The following is a 15,237-nucleotide window of genomic DNA, read 5'->3' on the forward strand; positions in this document are numbered from 1 at the left end:
CTCCGACAAGCCCGCGGCATCAGCATCGAAACCGCCGCACACCACTTCGGCGTATGGCCCATGAAAATCTCCACCATCGAACGCGGCAAACGCCGGCGACGACGACTTCACCCACACCTACCGCCAATGGCTCCTCACCACTTGACAACCCATAGGAGCATCATTGGCCGGGTTCGTGGCTCTGCTCAGCCGTGCGTCGGTCGACGGGGCGACTTCTCGGCTGACGGGCAGAGGTTTTGCGGTGCGTGCTCCGCCCAGATGGATACGGTGACGGGATGGACCTGGTTCGTAGAGAGATCGTCGTCGCCGACGGAACCACCATCTCTTACGCCTGTCAGGACGGAGCGGGCCCGCCCGTGGTCATTCTGCACGGGTTGGCAGGAAGCGGTCGCGAGTTCGAAGCGACCGCCCGCGCCTTGACCGGACGCCGAGTCGTTCTCATCGACCAGCGTAATCACGGGCACAGCACACGACATCCCCTCGACACGTCCCGTGCCACGTTCGTCTCCGATGCGGCGAGCGTGATCGCCGCGGAGTCCGCGGTCCCCGTCGATCTCGTCGGGCAATCTCTCGGCGCCCACACGGCCATGCTTCTCGCCGCATCGAATCCGCTTCTCGTGCGGCGCCTCGTCCTCCTGGAATGCGACGCGGGTGGCACTCGCCCCGAAGAAGCGGACGCTCTGGGTGAGTACTTCGGGTCCTGGCCGATTCCCTTCGCCGATCGATCCGCGGCTGTCGCGGCTCTTGGGGAGGGCCCGCTGGCGACCGCGTGGATCGCTGATCTCGAAGAGCGCCCGGAGGGGCTCTCCCCTCGCTTCGAGCCCGCTGTCATGGTCGACGCTCTCCGTGCCAATGCGACTCCTCGATGGCCCGAATGGGAGCGGGTCACGGCGCCGACGCTGGTGGCGTACGGCGAGGACGGCATGTTCTCCGAGGACCAGAAGGCCGAGTTCGTCCGGCGAGGGGTTCATGTCCAACGCGTCGATCTCGCACACGCGTTACACGACGCTCATCTCGATGCTTTCGACCAATGGATCGGTGCGTTGAGGGGGTTTCTCGGCGTCCGCTGAACGAACAGCTGTTATCTGAACTCCTGATCCGAACCGCTGGTGTCCGAACCCCGTTGCCTGGCCTGCCCCGGAAGACGCAGCTTCTCTTCGCCGGGGGTTGCACTTGCGGCGCCCACCCCTGATGCACTTTCAGCGGATCGGCCACGCCCCATCGAGCGGGGGAGTCGTGGCATCCAGGCGTCCGATCTTCACGAAGTACTCGGTGAGACTCGCAGCTTGGGCGCGAGCCCAGGCGATCTGGCGCGTGTGCAGTTCTTCGACGGTCGAAGGCAGCCACGGCGCGAAGCGTTCGGCGAGCGCCAGGGCGAGCCGGCCCGCGGCGACCGCGTCGGCACACGCTTCGTGCGCCGACTCCAACGGCACCGCGTAATGCTCGGCCACGACCGACAGCGTGCGTTTGCCACGCCGGTAGCGGTCGTAGGTCTTGTCGACGACGAGGGGGTCGATCACCGGAGAGGGGGAGTCGATGGGAGCGATGCCGTGCCGCACCGCCTCGTGCTTGAGCAGCGAGAAGTCGAACGGCGCGTTGTACGCGACGACCGGGATCCCGGCGGCGAAGAGTGCACTGAGCGCCTCGACGACCTCGGCGACGACGCGCGGCGCGGGAGCGCCGTCGGCCCGCGCTCGCTCGGTGGTGATCCCGTGGATGGCGGCCGCGCCGTCGGGGATCTCGACGCCGGGGTCGGCGAGCCAGTCGCGCGCGTCGATCACGTGGCCGTCCGCATCGAGAACACCGACGTGCGCGGTCACGATGCGGTCGTTCTCGACGTCGACGCCGGTCGTCTCGAGGTCGAAGACGCCGACGAGACGCGTCCATTCGGGGGTCTGGAAGAGCGGGAGCGGCTCGGCCTGCCACAGGGTCATGGGGTCACCGTAGATCGGGGGTCCGACACGACCCGCGAGGCGCGCAGGAATGGGGGAGGGATGCCAGGAACTCCGGGTTGTGCACGGGGAGTGCTCGCCGCCGGCGCCGGGGATGTCGGAACCCCCGAGTCGTGCAGGCGGGCTGCTTCGCCGCCGGCGCCGGGGATGCCGGCACTCCCGGCTGTGGACACGGGCTGCCTCGCCTCCGGAACCAGCGATGTCGGAACCCCCAGTCGTGCAGGCGGGCTGCTTCGCCGCCGGAACCAGCGATGTCGGAACCCCCTCGTAAACTCGATGCCATGCCCAACCCGTACGCCGATCTGCTCGCCGCGATACCGGTCGAGCGCCGCACGGTCGACGTGCTCGGGGGCGAGACGGCGTACTGGGTTTACGGTGATGACGCCGCCGAGACCACGATCGTGGCGGTGCACGGGTTCCGCGGTGAGCATCACGGGCTCGATCCCGTGGTCGCCCACCTCCCTGGCATCCGCGTGATCTCGCCCGATCTGCCCGGCTTCGGCGAGACGCCGCCGCTCCGTGGGCGTGCCCACGACCTCGAGGGGTACGCCTCGTGGCTGCGCGCGTTCGTCGACGCCGTGGCTCCGGGGGCCGTCGTCCTCGGCCATTCGTTCGGCTCGATCGTGTCATCGGCGGCCGTCGCGGGAGGTCTTACGACGCCGAAGCTCATCCTGGTCAATCCGATCGGTGCGCCCGCGCTCGAGGGACCGCGCGGCATCCTGACCCGGCTCGCCGTCTTCTACTACCTCGCGGGGGCCAAGTTGCCGCGCGCCGTGGGCGACGCGCTGCTGCGCAACGGCCTCATCGTGCGCGTGATGAGCAACGCGATGGCCAAGACGCGAGACCCCGCGCTGCGACGCTTCGTCCACGAGCAGCACGACGAGTACTTCTCGCGCTTCGCCGACCGCGACGTCCTGCACGAGGCCTTCGTCACGAGCGTCTCGCACGACGTGCGCGAGTTCGCCCCGCGCATCGCGCAGCCGACGCTGCTCATCGCGGCCGAGAAGGACGACATCACGCCGATCGAGGCCGAGCGGCACCTGGCGACCCTCTTCCCCGATGCCGCCTTGGTCGAGATCCCCGAGGTCGGCCACCTGATCCACTACGAGACGCCGGAGGCAGCGGCATCCGCCATCCGGGCGTTCCTCGACGTCAGCTGACGCGCCCGATCGCGCACGGCTCGGCCGACGAGAGCCCTACGCCGTCTCCGCCTTCCGCTTGCGGTAGGCGTTGACGTTCATGCGGTTTCCGCAGTTGCCGGCGTCGCAGTATCGCTTGGACCCGTTCTTCGAGAAGTCGACGTAGACGCCGTTGCAATCGTCGGCGTCGCACACGCGGACGCGCGCGTACTCATCGGCGCGGATGACGTCGACGAAAGCCATCGCCGTCTCGACGAGCATGCGCTGGGCGAGATGGTCCGAGGGCTCCGACGCGTGGATGTGCCAGTCGAACTCGTCGTGCCGTACGAGCTGCGGCAGTGCCCGTCCGTCGCGCAGCATCGCGTTGACGAGGGGTACCGCTCCATCGCGATCGACGTTCCACAGCTGTTGGATGCGGGAACGGATGCCACGCACCTCGGCGAGCTCGTGCTCGTCTCTCGCGCGCGAACCGGTGTAGGTGTGTCGCTCGGCGAAGTCATCGAGCTCGGCCATCGTGGTCAGGCTGTCGACCCCGCTCACGTCGGTCTGGGGCAGGGTGTTGACCAGCTCGACGGTCGCGCGCAGCACCAGTTCGGTGTCACGAATGAAGACCATGTTGACTCCTGACATGCCGAGGTCCTACTGTCACGAGTGTAAACGTTCTTCACTCCTGACAGCAGGCCCGCATGACCACGTCGTCCGTCACCCTCCCTCGCCCCACTCACCGTGGCTCCGGCGCCGTCACGGGCCTCGCCATCGCTGTCGCCTCCGCCCTCGCGTTCTCGAGCAGCGGCCCGTTCGTGAAGCCGCTCCTCGACGGCGGGTGGTCGCTCGGCACGGTGCTCCTGGTGCGGATGAGCGTCGCGGCTCTCCTGCTCTCGCCCGCTCTCGTCGTCGCGATCCGTCGGCAGCGCGGGTTCCTTCGCCGTCACGGTCTGCTGATCGTCTCGTTCGGACTCACCGCCGTCGCCGGGTGCCAGCTGTTCTACTTCGCCGCGATGCAGCGGATGCCGGTGGCCGTCGCCCTGCTCATCCAGTACATCGCGCCGGTGCTCATCGTCATCGCGGTGTGGGTCCGCACACGTCGAGCCCCATCGAAAGCGGTGCTCATCGGGTCGGTCGTCGCGATGACGGGGCTCGTACTCGTCGTCGACATCAGCGGTGCACGATTCGACCTGCTCGGCACCGTCTTCGCGCTCTGCGCCGCGGTGTGCGCGGCGGCGTACTTCGTGATCGCCGGACGCGCGGGCGATGACCTCCCGCCCCTGGCGCTCGCCGCGGGAGGGCTGATCGTCGGGGCGGTCCTCATGGGGATTCTCGTGGGCACCGGCATCCTTCCCTTCGCCGCTCCCTCGATCACGGTCTCGCTCGCCGGTCTTCAGGTTCCCGGCATCCTGCCGCTGCTCTGGGTGGGTGCCGTGGCGACGACGCTCGGCTACGCGCTCGGCGTGATCGCGGTGCCGCTCATCGGCTCGCGCCTGGCATCGTTCGTCGGCCTCAGCGAGGTGCTCTTCGCCCTCGGCTTCGCCTGGCTGCTGCTGGGTGAGACTCCCGCTCCGGTGCAGTTCGCGGGTGGGGCGCTGATCCTCGTGGGGGTTGTGCTCGTGCGGCTGGATGCCGGGAGCCCGGCCGAACCGAAGACCGAGACGGCGAGCATCCCGGTGGTGCCGGCGCCGTGAGCTGAGGCGGGTTCCGGTCCCTTCGACAGGCTCAGGGACCTGGGGCTCGCACGCTCAGGGACCTGAGGTGCTCGCGGGGACCGCAGGAGGGGGTTCCGGTCCCTTCGACAGGCTCAGGGTCCTGGGGCTCGCACGCTCAGGGACCTCGGGTGCTCGCGGGGACCGCAGGAGGGGGTTCCGGTCCCTTCGACAGGCTCAGGGACCTCAGGTGCTCGCGGGGACCGCAGGAGGGGGTTCCGGTCCCTTCGACAGGCTCAGGGTCGTGGGACTCGCACGCTCAGGGACCTCGGACGCCCGCGGGGGACGCGGCGCGCGGGCTAGATCTCGCCGCGCGCGAGGTCCATCAGCGGGCCGACGCGGTACCCGATGACCTCGCCCATCACGAGCGACGTCTCGGTGCGTTCGACGCCCTCGATCGCGAGGATGCGTGCGTCGGTGTCGAACAGGTGCTGAGTGTCGCGGCACGCGACCCGCACGAGCAGGTCGACCTGTCCGCTCAGGCCGTGGGCCTGAAGCACCTCGGGAACCTTCGCGAGCTCCTCGCGGATCGCCGGGAGCTCGGCCTGCCGCACCGTGACCTGGAGGAACGCCTCGATCGGGAACCCGAGGGCTTCGGCCGACAGCGTGCGCTCGTAGGAGAGGAACACGCCCCCGCGTTCGAGCCGACTCATGCGTGCCTGCACGGTGTTGCGCGAGAGGCCGAGCTTCTCGGCGAGCGCGACGACGGTGGCACGCGGATCGGCGGACAAAGCGCGGAGGAGGTCGAGGTCCACGGCGTCGAGCTTGCTCATGCTGCGAAACATTAGCAGGGGACCCACCCCTCGTAGTGCGCAGAATGCTGAGTTATGTACCGAGGTCTTGAGCGCCCTGCCTTCCGCGCGTACGGTCGGCCGTGTCGGCGACGTTGCCGACACCCGGAACGCCCCGGCTCTCACGAGGAGCTCGGGCCGCAGCTGGAGGGATGACGATGACGTACACCCAGACCCAGGACTCTCTCACCGGAGGAGTCCCCGACCAGGGAGAGGTGCTGCGGGTGCTCGAGCCCGACGGCTCCCGCGTGCCCGACGCCACCCTCGACCCGTGGGTGTCCGACCTCTCGCCGCACGAGCTGCGGGCCCTCCACCGCGATATGGTCCTGACCCGGCGACTGGATGCCGAGGGCGTCGCCCTCCAGCGACAGGGTCAGCTCGCCCTGTGGGCACCGTGCCGCGGCCAGGAGGCCGTGCAGGTCGGTACCGCGCACGCACTCGCCCCCGGCGACTTCGTCTTCCCGAGCTACCGCGAGCACGGGGTTCTGCTCGGCCGAGGCGCGCAGCCCGCGGATTACGTGCTCGCGTGGCGCGGGGAGGAGCACTCCGCCTACGACCACACCACCATCAACGCCGCTCCGCCCCAGATCATCATCGGCGCGCAGTCGCTGCACGCCACCGGCTGGGCCATGGGAGCGCAGCGCGACGGCTCGACCGACGTCGCCGTCGCGTACTACGGCGACGGTGCCACGAGCCAGGGTGACGTCAACGAGGCGATGGTCTTCGCCTCCTCGTTCCGTGCCCCGGTCGTCTTCGTCTGCTCGAACAACCAGTGGGCGATCTCGGAGCCCGTCACCGTCCAGGCGAAGTACCCCATCGCGGGCCGCGCGCCGGGGTTCGGCATCCCGAGTCTGCGGATCGACGGCAACGACGCGCTCGCGTGCGTTGCGGCGATGCGGTGGGCGCTGGATCGCGCGCGACGCGGGGAGGGGCCCTCGTTCATCGAGGCGGTGACCTACCGCATGGGCCCGCACACGACGAGCGACGACCCGACCCGCTACCGCGACTCCGGCGAGGTCGAGGCCTGGGCGCAGCGCGACCCCATCGAGCGGCTCGAGGCCTACCTGCGGGCCGAGGGGATCCTCGACGACGGAGGGCTGGAGGAGGTCGCCCGGGCCGCCGATGCGCTCGCCGCCGAGGTACGTGCGGCGTGCATCGGAGCCACGACGCGCGCGCCCGAGACGATGTTCGACCACGTGTACGCGGAACCCCATGGCGGGCTGGAGCGGCAGAGAGCGGAGTACGCGGAGTACTTGGCCGGGTTCGAGGGCGAGGGCTCGCGATGAAGGTGCTGATTCTCGGTGCCGCGATCAACACGGGGCTGTCCCGTGCGCTCGAGAACGACGGCGAGGAGATCTCGCGATGACCGCTCTTACCCTCGGCGCCGCGATCAACGCGGGCCTCGCGAAAGCCCTGGAGGGCGACGAGAAGGTTCTGCTCATGGGGGAGGACATCGGCAAGCTCGGCGGCGTCTTTCGCGTGACCGACGGTCTGCAGCAGCGCTTCGGCGCGCAGCGGGTCGTCGACACCCCTCTCGCGGAGGCGGGCATCGTCGGCACCGCCGTCGGTCTCGCCCTGCGGGGCTACCGCCCGGTCGTCGAGATCCAGTTCGACGGCTTCGTCTACCCGGCGTTCGACCAGATCGTCTGCCAGGTCGCCAAGCTCCACTACCGCAGCAACGGACGGATCCGGATGCCACTGGTCATCCGCATCCCGTGGGCCGGGGGCGTGGGAGCCGCCGAGCACCACTCGGAGTCCCCCGAAGCGTACTTCGTCCACACGGCGGGACTCCGGGTCGTCGCCGCCAGCAACCCGCAGGACGCTCACGTGATGCTGCGTCAGGCCGTGGCATCCGATGATCCCGTCATCTTCTTCGAGCCGAAGCGCCTGTACCACTCGAAGGGCGAGGTGGATCTGGATGCTGACCTCGCCGACGCCCCGCCGATGCACCTCGCCCGCGTGGCCCGCGAGGGGACCGATGCGACGATCGTCACCTACGGGGCGCAGGTACGCACGGCTCTGGATGCCGCGCTCGCCGCGGAGGACGAGGGGATCTCGCTCGAGGTCATCGACCTGCGCTCGCTGTCGCCGATCGACATGAACACCGTGGCGGCATCCGTCCGCAAGACCGGCCGCGTCGTCGTCACCCACGAGGCGGCCCGAGAGGCGGGCGTCGGAGCGGAACTCGTCGCGAGCATCACGGAGCAGTGCTTCCACTACCTCGAGACGCCCCCGCAGCGCGTGACCGGCCACGACATCCCGTATCCGCCCTCGAAGCTCGAGAGGCACCACGTTCCGGACCTGGACCGGATCCTGTTCGCCGTGGATCGGGTGCTCGAGCGCGAGCAGGGGGTGCTGCGATGATCCGGGAATGCTGTGCTGAATCATCGTGTGTTGTCGAGGCGAAGGGGGGCGTTCGATGATCGCGGAGTTCCGCCTTCCCGACCTCGGCGAAGGTCTCCCCGGGGCCGAGATCGTGCAGTGGCACGTGTCCGAGGGTGATGAGGTCTCGCTCAACCAGACGATCGCCGAGGTCGAGACGGCCAAGGCCATCGTCGAGATCCCCTCGCCGTACGCCGGCACCGTGCAGAGCCTGCACGCGGCCGCGGGCGACGTCGTCGAGGTCGGCTCTCCGCTCGTGTCCTTCACGGTGGGGGCGGATGCCGAGAGCCCGAGCGCGGCTGAAACGTCGTCGCGTGTGGACCGTCCGGCGGAGTTCGCGTTCGACACGCCGATGTCAGGCGCCGCCGAGCGGCGTGTCGCGGACGATCTCCGCACGACGGAGTCTGGCTCCCCGGCCGAGGGCATGGACCGTCCCGCGGAGTTCGTCGCCGACACGCGGATGTCAGGCGCGGTCGAGCGGCGTGTCGCGGACGATCTCCGCACGACGGCACCGGGGGAGTCCGAGAAAGCCACCCCCAATCTCGTCGGCTACGGGGCTGCACCCTCATCCGCGAGCCGCCCGCGGCGGCGAGCGCGCGGCGGGGCCACGGCGGTCCTCGACAGTGACACCGCCGTGCGCGAGGCTGCGCCGCACGACGTGCTGCGCACCGGGCCGATCGAGCTGCCCCTCGAGCGTCCGCGGTCCACGCCGCCCGTGCGCAAGCTCGCGAAAGACCTCGGCGTCGACCTCGTCGTCGTCGCCGCAGCCCACCCGGGTGAGACGGTGACCCGCGCGCACGTCGAGGAGTTCGCCGCCCGTACCCCCACGGAAGCGCAGGTGCCCGGCATGGTCACCGACACCCTTCCCTCCGCGTCGACGGTCCCCCCGGCCAGACCCGCTTCCGAGCGTGCGCGCGTCACGCGCACGCCTATCCGCGGGGTGCGCAAGCACACCGCCGCCGCGATGGTGCAGAGCGCGTTCACCGCTCCGCACGCGACGACGTTCCTCACGCTCGACGTCACCGCGACGACCGAGCTGTTGGCATCCCTCAAGATCGATCGTGCCCTCGACGGACACCGCATCGGCGTGCTCGCGATCGTCGCCCAGGCGGTGTGCCTCGCGCTCGGGCGGACGCCCGCGCTGAACGCGAAATGGGACGAGACCGCGGGCGAGATCATCGAGCACCACTACGTCAACCTCGGGATCGCCGCGGCGACCGAGCGCGGGCTGGTGGTGCCGGTGATCCCGGATGCCGACACCCTCGGACTCGTCGACCTCGCCGACGCGATCGCCGAGCTCGCTGCGACCGCCCGCGCGGGCCGGACGGCACCGGCCGCGATGACGGGCGGGACGTTCTCGATCACCAATGTCGGGGTCTTCGGAGTGGATGCCGGGACCCCGATCCTCAACCCCGGTGAGGCCGGGATCCTCGCGGTGGGCGCCGTGCGCCGAACCCCGTGGGAGCATCACGGCGAGATCGCGCTGCGCGACGTGCTGACACTCAGTCTCTCGTTCGACCACCGTCTGGTCGACGGGGCCGAGGCGGCGCGGTTCCTCACCGATGTCGCCGGCGTGCTCCGGGAACCCGGCCGCGCCATGCTGTTCCCCCGCCCTCGAGGAGGAGACTCGCTGTGAGCATCGACAGTCAGCAGGCGTTCACCGGCGACGAACGCGAACTCGCCGCCATGGTCCGCGAGTTCGCCGACGACGTGATCGCACCGCGCTCGTACGAAGCCGACCGCGCGCACGAGCTGCCACTCGATCTCGTCGCGCAGATGGGCGAGATCGGACTGTTCGGTCTACCGTTCCCCGAGGAGGTCGGCGGTCAGGGCGGCGACTACGCGAGCCTCTGCGTCGCGATCGAGGGCATCGCGCGCGTCGACCAGTCGATGGCGATCACGCTCGAAGCCGGCGTTGGCCTCGGCGCGATGCCGCTGTTCCGCTACGGCACCGACGCGCAGAAGGCGCAGTACCTGCCCGACCTCGTCGCCGGGCGTGCGCTCGCGGGCTTCGGTCTCACCGAGGCCGAGGCCGGCAGCGACGCCGGGGCGACGCGCACGACAGCGCGTCTCGAGTCGGGGGAGTGGGTGATCGACGGGTCGAAGCAATTCATCACCAACTCGGGCACCGCCATCACCCGTTTCGTCACCGTGACGGCCGTCACCGGCCGCGCCGGGGACCGCCCCGAGATCTCGACGATCATCGTCCCGAACGGCACGCCCGGATTCACGGTCGGCCCCGCCTACGACAAGGTTGGCTGGAACGCCTCCGACACGCACCCGCTCACGTTCGACGGCGTGCGTGTGCCCGAGGCGAACCTCCTCGGCGAGCGCGGACAGGGCTTCAAGAACTTCCTCCGCACGCTCGACGAGGGCCGCGTGGCGATCGCGGCGCTGGCCACGGGAGCGGCGGAGGGATGCCTCGAAGCCGCCGTCGACTACGCGCGCAGCCGCACGGTGTTCGGCGAGCGACTGTCGACGCGGCAGAGCATCCAGTTCCTCCTCGCGCGCATGCACGCCCGCGTCCACACCGCGCGCCTCGCGTGGGTGCACGCCGCGCGCCTCTGCGACGCGGGCAAGCCGTTCTCGGTGGATGCCGCGGTCGCGAAGATGACCGCGAGCGACGCCGCGATGGCCAACGCCCGCGACGCGACGCAGGTGTTCGGCGGCAACGGGTTCATCAACGAGTACCCGGTCGCGCGGCACTACCGCGACTCGAAGATCCTCGAGATCGGCGAGGGGACGACCGAGGTGCAGCTCATGGTGATCTCGCGGGCGCTGGGGGCGAGCTGAGGGGACGGGCCGGAGGGCTCTTTCAGCTCGCGACGCCCGCGTACGCGAGCATCTCCCAGCGGTCGCCGTCGAGGCGGAACGTCGTGGCCGAGCAGTTCGGCAGCCTCTCGCCCTCGCGGGGGAAGGCGCCGTCGGTGGCGAACATGATGACCTCGCGGATGAGCGCGCCGTGCGCGACAGCGATGACATCCGCTCCTTCGGGAGCGGATGCCACGGCCTCGGCGAGCGCGGCGAGCGCACGCTCCCGCACCACGGGCCACGTCTCGGCACCCGGCACGTCGGCGGCGTGCCACGGGCCGTACGTCTCGGAGAAGGTGGGGGCGTCCATACCCTCGGCGTCGCCGTAGGAGCGTTCCTGAAGTCCTGGCATCCGGCGGCTCACCGTGATGCCGAGGGCGTCGGCGAGGATGTCGGCGGTCTCTGCCGCCCGGGAGAGGTCGCTCGAGACGATGACGACGTCGCGCCCCGCGTACTCGGCGGCCAGGGTCTCGGCGAGCTCGCGGGCCTGGGCGCGTCCGGTGTCGTTCAGGGGGATGTCGGTCGAGCCCTGGATGCGGCCCCCGGAGTTCCAGTCGGTCTCACCGTGTCGCACGAGGGTCAGGATCGTCACCCGTCGAGCCTAACCGGAGTGGGACGCGGGCGAGCGGCTATGCGGTCGACGCAAGCCCCTGCCGCGAGACCGCGGCGCCGTGCCCTGGAACGGCCCCCGGCGCGGTCGGGCGCACGCCGGGGGCCGGGACTCGGGGGTTCGCTACCGCGCGACCGCGGGGATGTTCAGCGCCTCCACGACCACGCGGGTGAAGCCCTGCGGGTCGGCGAGGTGCGCGAAGTGGTCGGCCCCCTCGATGTCGGTGATGCCGGCGTTCGGGATGACCTCGACCAGGTCGTGCGCGGACTGGTACAGGAACGACGTGGTCGCCGTACCCGCGATGAGATGTGTCGGGTCGTCGATCTCGGCGTACGGGGTCAGGTCGCTGCCGAGGGCGTCGATCTCGGCGAGCTCGCGCACCCACGTGGGGGTGAGCGGCACACTCGCACCCCACAGCGGCGTCTCGCGGATGAAGGGGATCGCCTCGGCCGGCACGCGGACGAAGTTCACGAGCGCGTACTCGAGGGCGGCGTCGAGGTCTCCGGCATCCACCAGTCGGCGATAGCCCTCGAGGCGCTCACCCGCGACCGCGCCCTGCACGGCGAGCGGCGGCTCGTACGCGACCAGGGTCCCGCCGCCCAGGCCGTGCTCCCGCGCGTAGGCGAGTGTGGCCAGTGCTCCGAACGAGTGGCCGAGCAGATGCGCTCCGGGGCCGGCCACCTCCATCATCGCGGCGATGTCGGCGACCTCGTGGGCGAGCGAGTACTCCTCCGTGTCGCCGGTGCCGCCTCGGCCGCGACGGTCGTAGACGTACAGGGTCACGTGCTCGGCGAGGGCTTCGCTGGCGGGGATCCACTGCTCCTTCGTCGCGATGCTTCCGTGCGTGACGACGAGCGCGGGGCCGGTGCCCCGACGGAAGTAGGCGATGGGCGTCCCATCGGACGAGGTGGTCTCGTGGTGCTCGAGTTCGGACATGCTCTGCCTCCTTGCAGATGGGCGTCGATGCTCTCACCGGGCCCGCGGCGCCGTGCCGCAGCAACCCGTGGCCACATGGTGTAACAGATTCGCGTCTGGCGCAAGAGAAATGTCTCGCTTTATCCGTAAGTGTGACAAAAACACGTTGCGCAACCGACATGAGTAATGCAACCTGGAGGGGAGTTCATGTCGAGGAGGACCGATGAGCGAGACCGTGACCCCGGTCGAGAACGCGATGCAGCCCGAGGACACCCCTGAGCTGCGCGCCCTGTACCGCGGATTCGAGGAGAACCATCTCATCCCGCTGTGGACGCAGCTGGACGACCTCATGCCGCAGACCCCGCAGCCGAAGGCCCTGCCGTGGGTGTGGCGCTGGAGCGCCCTGCAGCCGCTGGCGGAACGCGCGGGCGACCTCGTGCCCGTGGGGCGCGGCGGCGAGCGCCGGGCGATCGGCCTCGCCAACCCGGGGATGGGCGGGCGCGCGTACATCTCGCCGACGCTGTGGGCCGCGATCCAGCAACTGGGGCCGCGCGAGACCGCCCCCGAGCACCGCCACTCGCAGAACGCTTTCCGCTTCGTCACCTCGGGCGAAGGTGTCTGGACCGTCGTCAACGGCGACCCCGTGCGCATGAGCCGCGGCGACTTCCTGCTCACCCCCGGTTGGCATTTCCACGGCCACCACAACGAGACCGACGAGTCGATGACCTGGATCGACGGGCTCGACATCCCCTTCGCCTACCAGATGGACTCCGGCTTCTTCGAGTTCGGTTCGGAGCGGGTGACCGACGAAGCGACCCCCAACTTCTCGCGCTCGGAGCGACTGTGGGCGCACCCGGGACTTCTGCCGCTCGCGGGGCTCCGGCGCACCGTCTCGAGCCCGATCGGGGCCTACCGCTGGGAGCACACCGACGCCGCGCTCACCGACCAGCTGCTGCTGGAGGGCGAGGGGATGCCGGCCACGGTCGGCCCCGGCCACGCGGCCGTGCGCTTCGCCAACCCGACGACCGGCGGCGACGTGATGCCCACGATCCGCGCGCAGTTCCATCGCCTGCGCGAGGGCGCGTCGACACCGGTGCGCCAAGAGGTCGGGTCGAACGTGTACCAGGTGTTCGAGGGGACCGGGCGCGTGCTGCTGGGCGACACCGAGCACACCGTCGAGCACGGCGACATCTTCGTCGTGCCGAGCTGGTGCCGCTTCCGCGTGCAGGCCGAGACCCGCCTGGACCTGTTCCACTTCAGCGACGCGCCCATCTTCGAGGGCCTGGGGCTGTACCGCGAGTTCGAAGAGGAGACCGACCGATGAAGCTGATGACCCTGCAGTGGAAGGGGGCCACCGCCGCGGCCCGTGTGGACGGCGAGCGCGCGACCGTGCTCGAGCGCTTCGCCGATGTCGGCGACGTGCTGCGGGCGGGCCCGACGTCGGCCGTTGCGGGTATCGACGGCCCGGTCGTGGATCTGGATGCCGTGGAGTACGCGCCCGTGATCCTCGCACCGAGCAAGATCGTGTGCGTCGGACTGAACTACCGCGCGCACATCCTCGAGATGAAGCGCGACCTCCCCGAGTACCCCGTCCTGTTCGCGAAGTTCCCCGACACCCTCGCCGCCGCGGGGGAGGACATCCCGCTGCCGCCGGAGAGTCCCGAGATCGACTGGGAGGGCGAGCTCGCCGTCGTCATCGGCTCGACCGTCCGCCGAGCGTCGGCCGAACAGGCGGAGGACGCCATCGCCGGCTACACGATCGCGAACGACGTCTCGATGCGCGACTGGCAGTTCCGCACCCGCGAGTGGCTGCAGGGCAAGATGTGGGAGCGCTCGACGCCGCTCGGGCCCGTGCTCGCGACCCCCGAGGAGATCCCCTCGGACGCGCGGATGACCACCACGGTCGACGGGGTGCAGAAGCAGGTGGGGGACATCCACGACCTCGTCCACGGTCCGGTCGACCTGGTGCGGTACGTCTCCACGATCACGACGCTGCGCCCCGGCGACGTCATCCTGACGGGAACCCCCGGCGGCGTAGGCCACGCACGCGAACCGCGGGAGTATCTGGCATCCGGAAGCGTGGTCGAGGTGACCATCGACGGGATCGGGACCCTCCGCAACCGATTCGTGGCGGAGGAGCCGTGAGGGCGGGAGAGCTGACACCCGAGCAGCTCGCGCTGCGGGAACGTCAAGGCGCCGGCGCGCGATACGACGCCGACGCCGCCCCGCACGCGCACCTCGATCTCGCCCGGCGCGGCACGGCGTACTTCGCCCGCCGTCTCATGCAGCTCGACGACGCCGACCTCGACGCGCCGAGCCTGCTGCCGGGATGGTCGCGTCGGCACCTGATCGCGCACGTCGGTTACAACGCGCGCGCCGTCGCGCGCCTGGTGGAGCGGGCTCGCACGGGCATCGAGAACCGCATGTACGCCTCCGACACGCAGCGGTGGGATGAGATCGTCCTCGGCGCGACCCTGCCCACCCGGGCTCTGCGCCACCTCGTCGACCACGCCGCCGTGCACCTCGACGTCGAGTGGCGGGATCTGTCGGATGCGCAGTGGGATGCCGACGTCGTCACCGCGCAGGGGCGCACCGTGCCCGCGCGCGAGACGGCGTGGATGCGCGCGAAAGAGGTGTGGGTGCACGCGGTCGATCTCGACAACGGCGGATCGTTCCTCGAGTTCCCGCCCGAGATGATCGACGGGATCATCGCGGACGTCTTCCGCGCGTGGACGCGCCGTAGCGAGCCCGGAGCCGTCGTGCTGCGGGCCACCGACCGCGACGACTCGCCGGGTTCGTACGGCGAGAGCGGCGCGGAGGTCGAGGGCGCCGCAGCCGATCTCGCGCGGTGGCTCGCCGGTCGCGGGGCACGGCGGCTGCGGGTCGTCGGCGGCGGGGAACTGCCGGAGATCGCGCGCTGGTTCTGAGATCGTTGGAGCG

15 protein-coding genes are annotated in these 15,237 nt (G+C 70.3%); 10 read left to right on the plus strand and 5 right to left on the minus strand.

The window, feature by feature from the left end; all coding sequences use genetic code 11:
• Positions 1-275: 275 nt before the first annotated feature.
• Positions 276-1,070 carry an alpha/beta hydrolase gene (locus tag AB0O24_RS17930; RefSeq protein WP_363376763.1) on the plus strand — a complete coding sequence of 265 codons (795 nt, stop codon included), beginning with the start codon at positions 276-278 and terminating at the stop codon, positions 1,068-1,070.
• A 129-nt stretch (positions 1,071-1,199) separates the two neighbouring features.
• On the opposite strand, the gene AB0O24_RS17935 is transcribed toward AB0O24_RS17930, so the two are convergent.
• Positions 1,200-1,934 (minus strand): exonuclease domain-containing protein, encoded by a 735-nt coding sequence (locus tag AB0O24_RS17935; protein WP_363376765.1) that lies wholly within the window; start codon positions 1,932-1,934, stop codon positions 1,200-1,202.
• Between the two features lie 299 nt (positions 1,935-2,233).
• Here AB0O24_RS17935 and AB0O24_RS17940 point away from each other — a divergent pair, with 299 nt between their 5' ends.
• Positions 2,234-3,112 (plus strand): alpha/beta hydrolase, encoded by an 879-nt coding sequence (locus tag AB0O24_RS17940; RefSeq protein WP_363376767.1) that lies wholly within the window; start codon positions 2,234-2,236, stop codon positions 3,110-3,112.
• Positions 3,113-3,148: 36 nt separating this feature from the next.
• Here AB0O24_RS17940 and AB0O24_RS17945 read toward each other — a convergent pair whose 3' ends face one another.
• The gene (locus AB0O24_RS17945; RefSeq protein ID WP_275800206.1) at positions 3,149-3,706 is read right to left on the minus strand and encodes a CGNR zinc finger domain-containing protein; all 558 of its coding nucleotides are present in this window, start codon (positions 3,704-3,706) and stop codon (positions 3,149-3,151) included.
• Positions 3,707-3,777: 71 nt separating this feature from the next.
• Here AB0O24_RS17945 and AB0O24_RS17950 point away from each other — a divergent pair, with 71 nt between their 5' ends.
• Positions 3,778-4,770 carry a DMT family transporter gene (locus tag AB0O24_RS17950; RefSeq protein ID WP_275800188.1) on the plus strand — a complete coding sequence of 331 codons (993 nt, stop codon included), beginning with the start codon at positions 3,778-3,780 and terminating at the stop codon, positions 4,768-4,770.
• A gap of 317 nt (positions 4,771-5,087) precedes the next feature.
• Here the strand turns inward: AB0O24_RS17950 and AB0O24_RS17955 are convergent, their stop codons facing one another.
• On the minus strand, positions 5,088-5,561 hold the full coding sequence (locus tag AB0O24_RS17955) for an Lrp/AsnC family transcriptional regulator (protein ID WP_307386555.1): 474 nt from the start codon (positions 5,559-5,561) through the stop codon (positions 5,088-5,090).
• A 176-nt stretch (positions 5,562-5,737) separates the two neighbouring features.
• Here AB0O24_RS17955 and pdhA point away from each other — a divergent pair, with 176 nt between their 5' ends.
• The 4 genes from pdhA to AB0O24_RS17975 all read left to right on the plus strand — a co-directional run bounded on the left by pdhA (position 5,738) and on the right by AB0O24_RS17975 (position 10,754).
• The gene (pdhA, locus tag AB0O24_RS17960) at positions 5,738-6,865 is read left to right on the plus strand and encodes a pyruvate dehydrogenase (acetyl-transferring) E1 component subunit alpha (RefSeq protein WP_363376769.1); all 1,128 of its coding nucleotides are present in this window, start codon (positions 5,738-5,740) and stop codon (positions 6,863-6,865) included.
• Between the two features lie 76 nt (positions 6,866-6,941).
• Positions 6,942-7,943 carry an alpha-ketoacid dehydrogenase subunit beta gene (locus tag AB0O24_RS17965; RefSeq protein WP_363376771.1) on the plus strand — a complete coding sequence of 334 codons (1,002 nt, stop codon included), beginning with the start codon at positions 6,942-6,944 and terminating at the stop codon, positions 7,941-7,943.
• A gap of 55 nt (positions 7,944-7,998) precedes the next feature.
• Positions 7,999-9,597, plus strand: a complete 1,599-nt coding sequence (locus tag AB0O24_RS17970; RefSeq protein WP_363376773.1) for a dihydrolipoamide acetyltransferase family protein — start codon at positions 7,999-8,001, stop codon at positions 9,595-9,597.
• On the plus strand, positions 9,594-10,754 hold the full coding sequence (locus tag AB0O24_RS17975) for an acyl-CoA dehydrogenase family protein (RefSeq protein WP_363376775.1): 1,161 nt from the start codon (positions 9,594-9,596) through the stop codon (positions 10,752-10,754). Before AB0O24_RS17970 ends, AB0O24_RS17975 begins: the two co-directional genes overlap by 4 nt.
• A gap of 22 nt (positions 10,755-10,776) precedes the next feature.
• Here AB0O24_RS17975 and AB0O24_RS17980 read toward each other — a convergent pair whose 3' ends face one another.
• Entirely contained in the window at positions 10,777-11,364 is a 588-nt protein-coding gene (locus AB0O24_RS17980) for a histidine phosphatase family protein (protein WP_363376776.1), read from the minus strand.
• A 141-nt stretch (positions 11,365-11,505) separates the two neighbouring features.
• Positions 11,506-12,318, minus strand: coding sequence for an alpha/beta hydrolase (locus AB0O24_RS17985; RefSeq protein ID WP_275797857.1), 813 nt, complete (start codon positions 12,316-12,318; stop codon positions 11,506-11,508).
• 202 nt (positions 12,319-12,520) lie between these two features.
• On the opposite strand from AB0O24_RS17985, the gene AB0O24_RS17990 reads away from it, so the two are divergent.
• The 3 genes from AB0O24_RS17990 to AB0O24_RS18000 are packed head-to-tail and all read left to right on the plus strand — an operon-like array spanning position 12,521 to position 15,224.
• Positions 12,521-13,621, plus strand: a complete 1,101-nt coding sequence (locus tag AB0O24_RS17990) for a cupin domain-containing protein (protein ID WP_363376779.1) — start codon at positions 12,521-12,523, stop codon at positions 13,619-13,621.
• Positions 13,618-14,442 carry a fumarylacetoacetate hydrolase family protein gene (locus AB0O24_RS17995; protein ID WP_363376780.1) on the plus strand — a complete coding sequence of 275 codons (825 nt, stop codon included), beginning with the start codon at positions 13,618-13,620 and terminating at the stop codon, positions 14,440-14,442. Before AB0O24_RS17990 ends, AB0O24_RS17995 begins: the two co-directional genes overlap by 4 nt.
• The gene (locus AB0O24_RS18000; protein ID WP_363376781.1) at positions 14,439-15,224 is read left to right on the plus strand and encodes a maleylpyruvate isomerase family mycothiol-dependent enzyme; all 786 of its coding nucleotides are present in this window, start codon (positions 14,439-14,441) and stop codon (positions 15,222-15,224) included. Before AB0O24_RS17995 ends, AB0O24_RS18000 begins: the two co-directional genes overlap by 4 nt.
• The last annotated feature ends 13 nt before the right edge of the window (positions 15,225-15,237 follow it).

Source organism: Microbacterium sp. NPDC086615 (assembly GCF_040686055.1).
Taxonomy (GTDB): Bacteria; Actinomycetota; Actinomycetes; order Actinomycetales; family Microbacteriaceae; genus Microbacterium.

What these genes read in the sequence shown, in the direction of transcription:
- pdhA (WP_363376769.1), top strand. Translation starts at nt 5,738, where the DNA reads ATGACGTACACCCAGACCCAGGACTCTCTCACCGGAGGAGTCCCCGAC.
- AB0O24_RS17945 (WP_275800206.1), bottom strand. Translation starts at nt 3,706, where the DNA reads ATGGTCTTCATTCGTGACACCGAACTGGTGCTGCGCGCGACCGTCGAG.
- AB0O24_RS17935 (WP_363376765.1), bottom strand. Translation starts at nt 1,934, where the DNA reads ATGACCCTGTGGCAGGCCGAGCCGCTCCCGCTCTTCCAGACCCCCGAA.
- AB0O24_RS17950 (WP_275800188.1), top strand. Translation starts at nt 3,778, where the DNA reads ATGACCACGTCGTCCGTCACCCTCCCTCGCCCCACTCACCGTGGCTCC.
- AB0O24_RS17995 (WP_363376780.1), top strand. Translation starts at nt 13,618, where the DNA reads ATGAAGCTGATGACCCTGCAGTGGAAGGGGGCCACCGCCGCGGCCCGT.
- AB0O24_RS17990 (WP_363376779.1), top strand. Translation starts at nt 12,521, where the DNA reads ATGAGCGAGACCGTGACCCCGGTCGAGAACGCGATGCAGCCCGAGGAC.
- AB0O24_RS17970 (WP_363376773.1), top strand. Translation starts at nt 7,999, where the DNA reads ATGATCGCGGAGTTCCGCCTTCCCGACCTCGGCGAAGGTCTCCCCGGG.
- AB0O24_RS17985 (WP_275797857.1), bottom strand. Translation starts at nt 12,318, where the DNA reads ATGTCCGAACTCGAGCACCACGAGACCACCTCGTCCGATGGGACGCCC.
- AB0O24_RS17930 (WP_363376763.1), top strand. Translation starts at nt 276, where the DNA reads ATGGACCTGGTTCGTAGAGAGATCGTCGTCGCCGACGGAACCACCATC.
- AB0O24_RS17940 (WP_363376767.1), top strand. Translation starts at nt 2,234, where the DNA reads ATGCCCAACCCGTACGCCGATCTGCTCGCCGCGATACCGGTCGAGCGC.
- AB0O24_RS17955 (WP_307386555.1), bottom strand. Translation starts at nt 5,561, where the DNA reads ATGAGCAAGCTCGACGCCGTGGACCTCGACCTCCTCCGCGCTTTGTCC.
- AB0O24_RS17965 (WP_363376771.1), top strand. Translation starts at nt 6,942, where the DNA reads ATGACCGCTCTTACCCTCGGCGCCGCGATCAACGCGGGCCTCGCGAAA.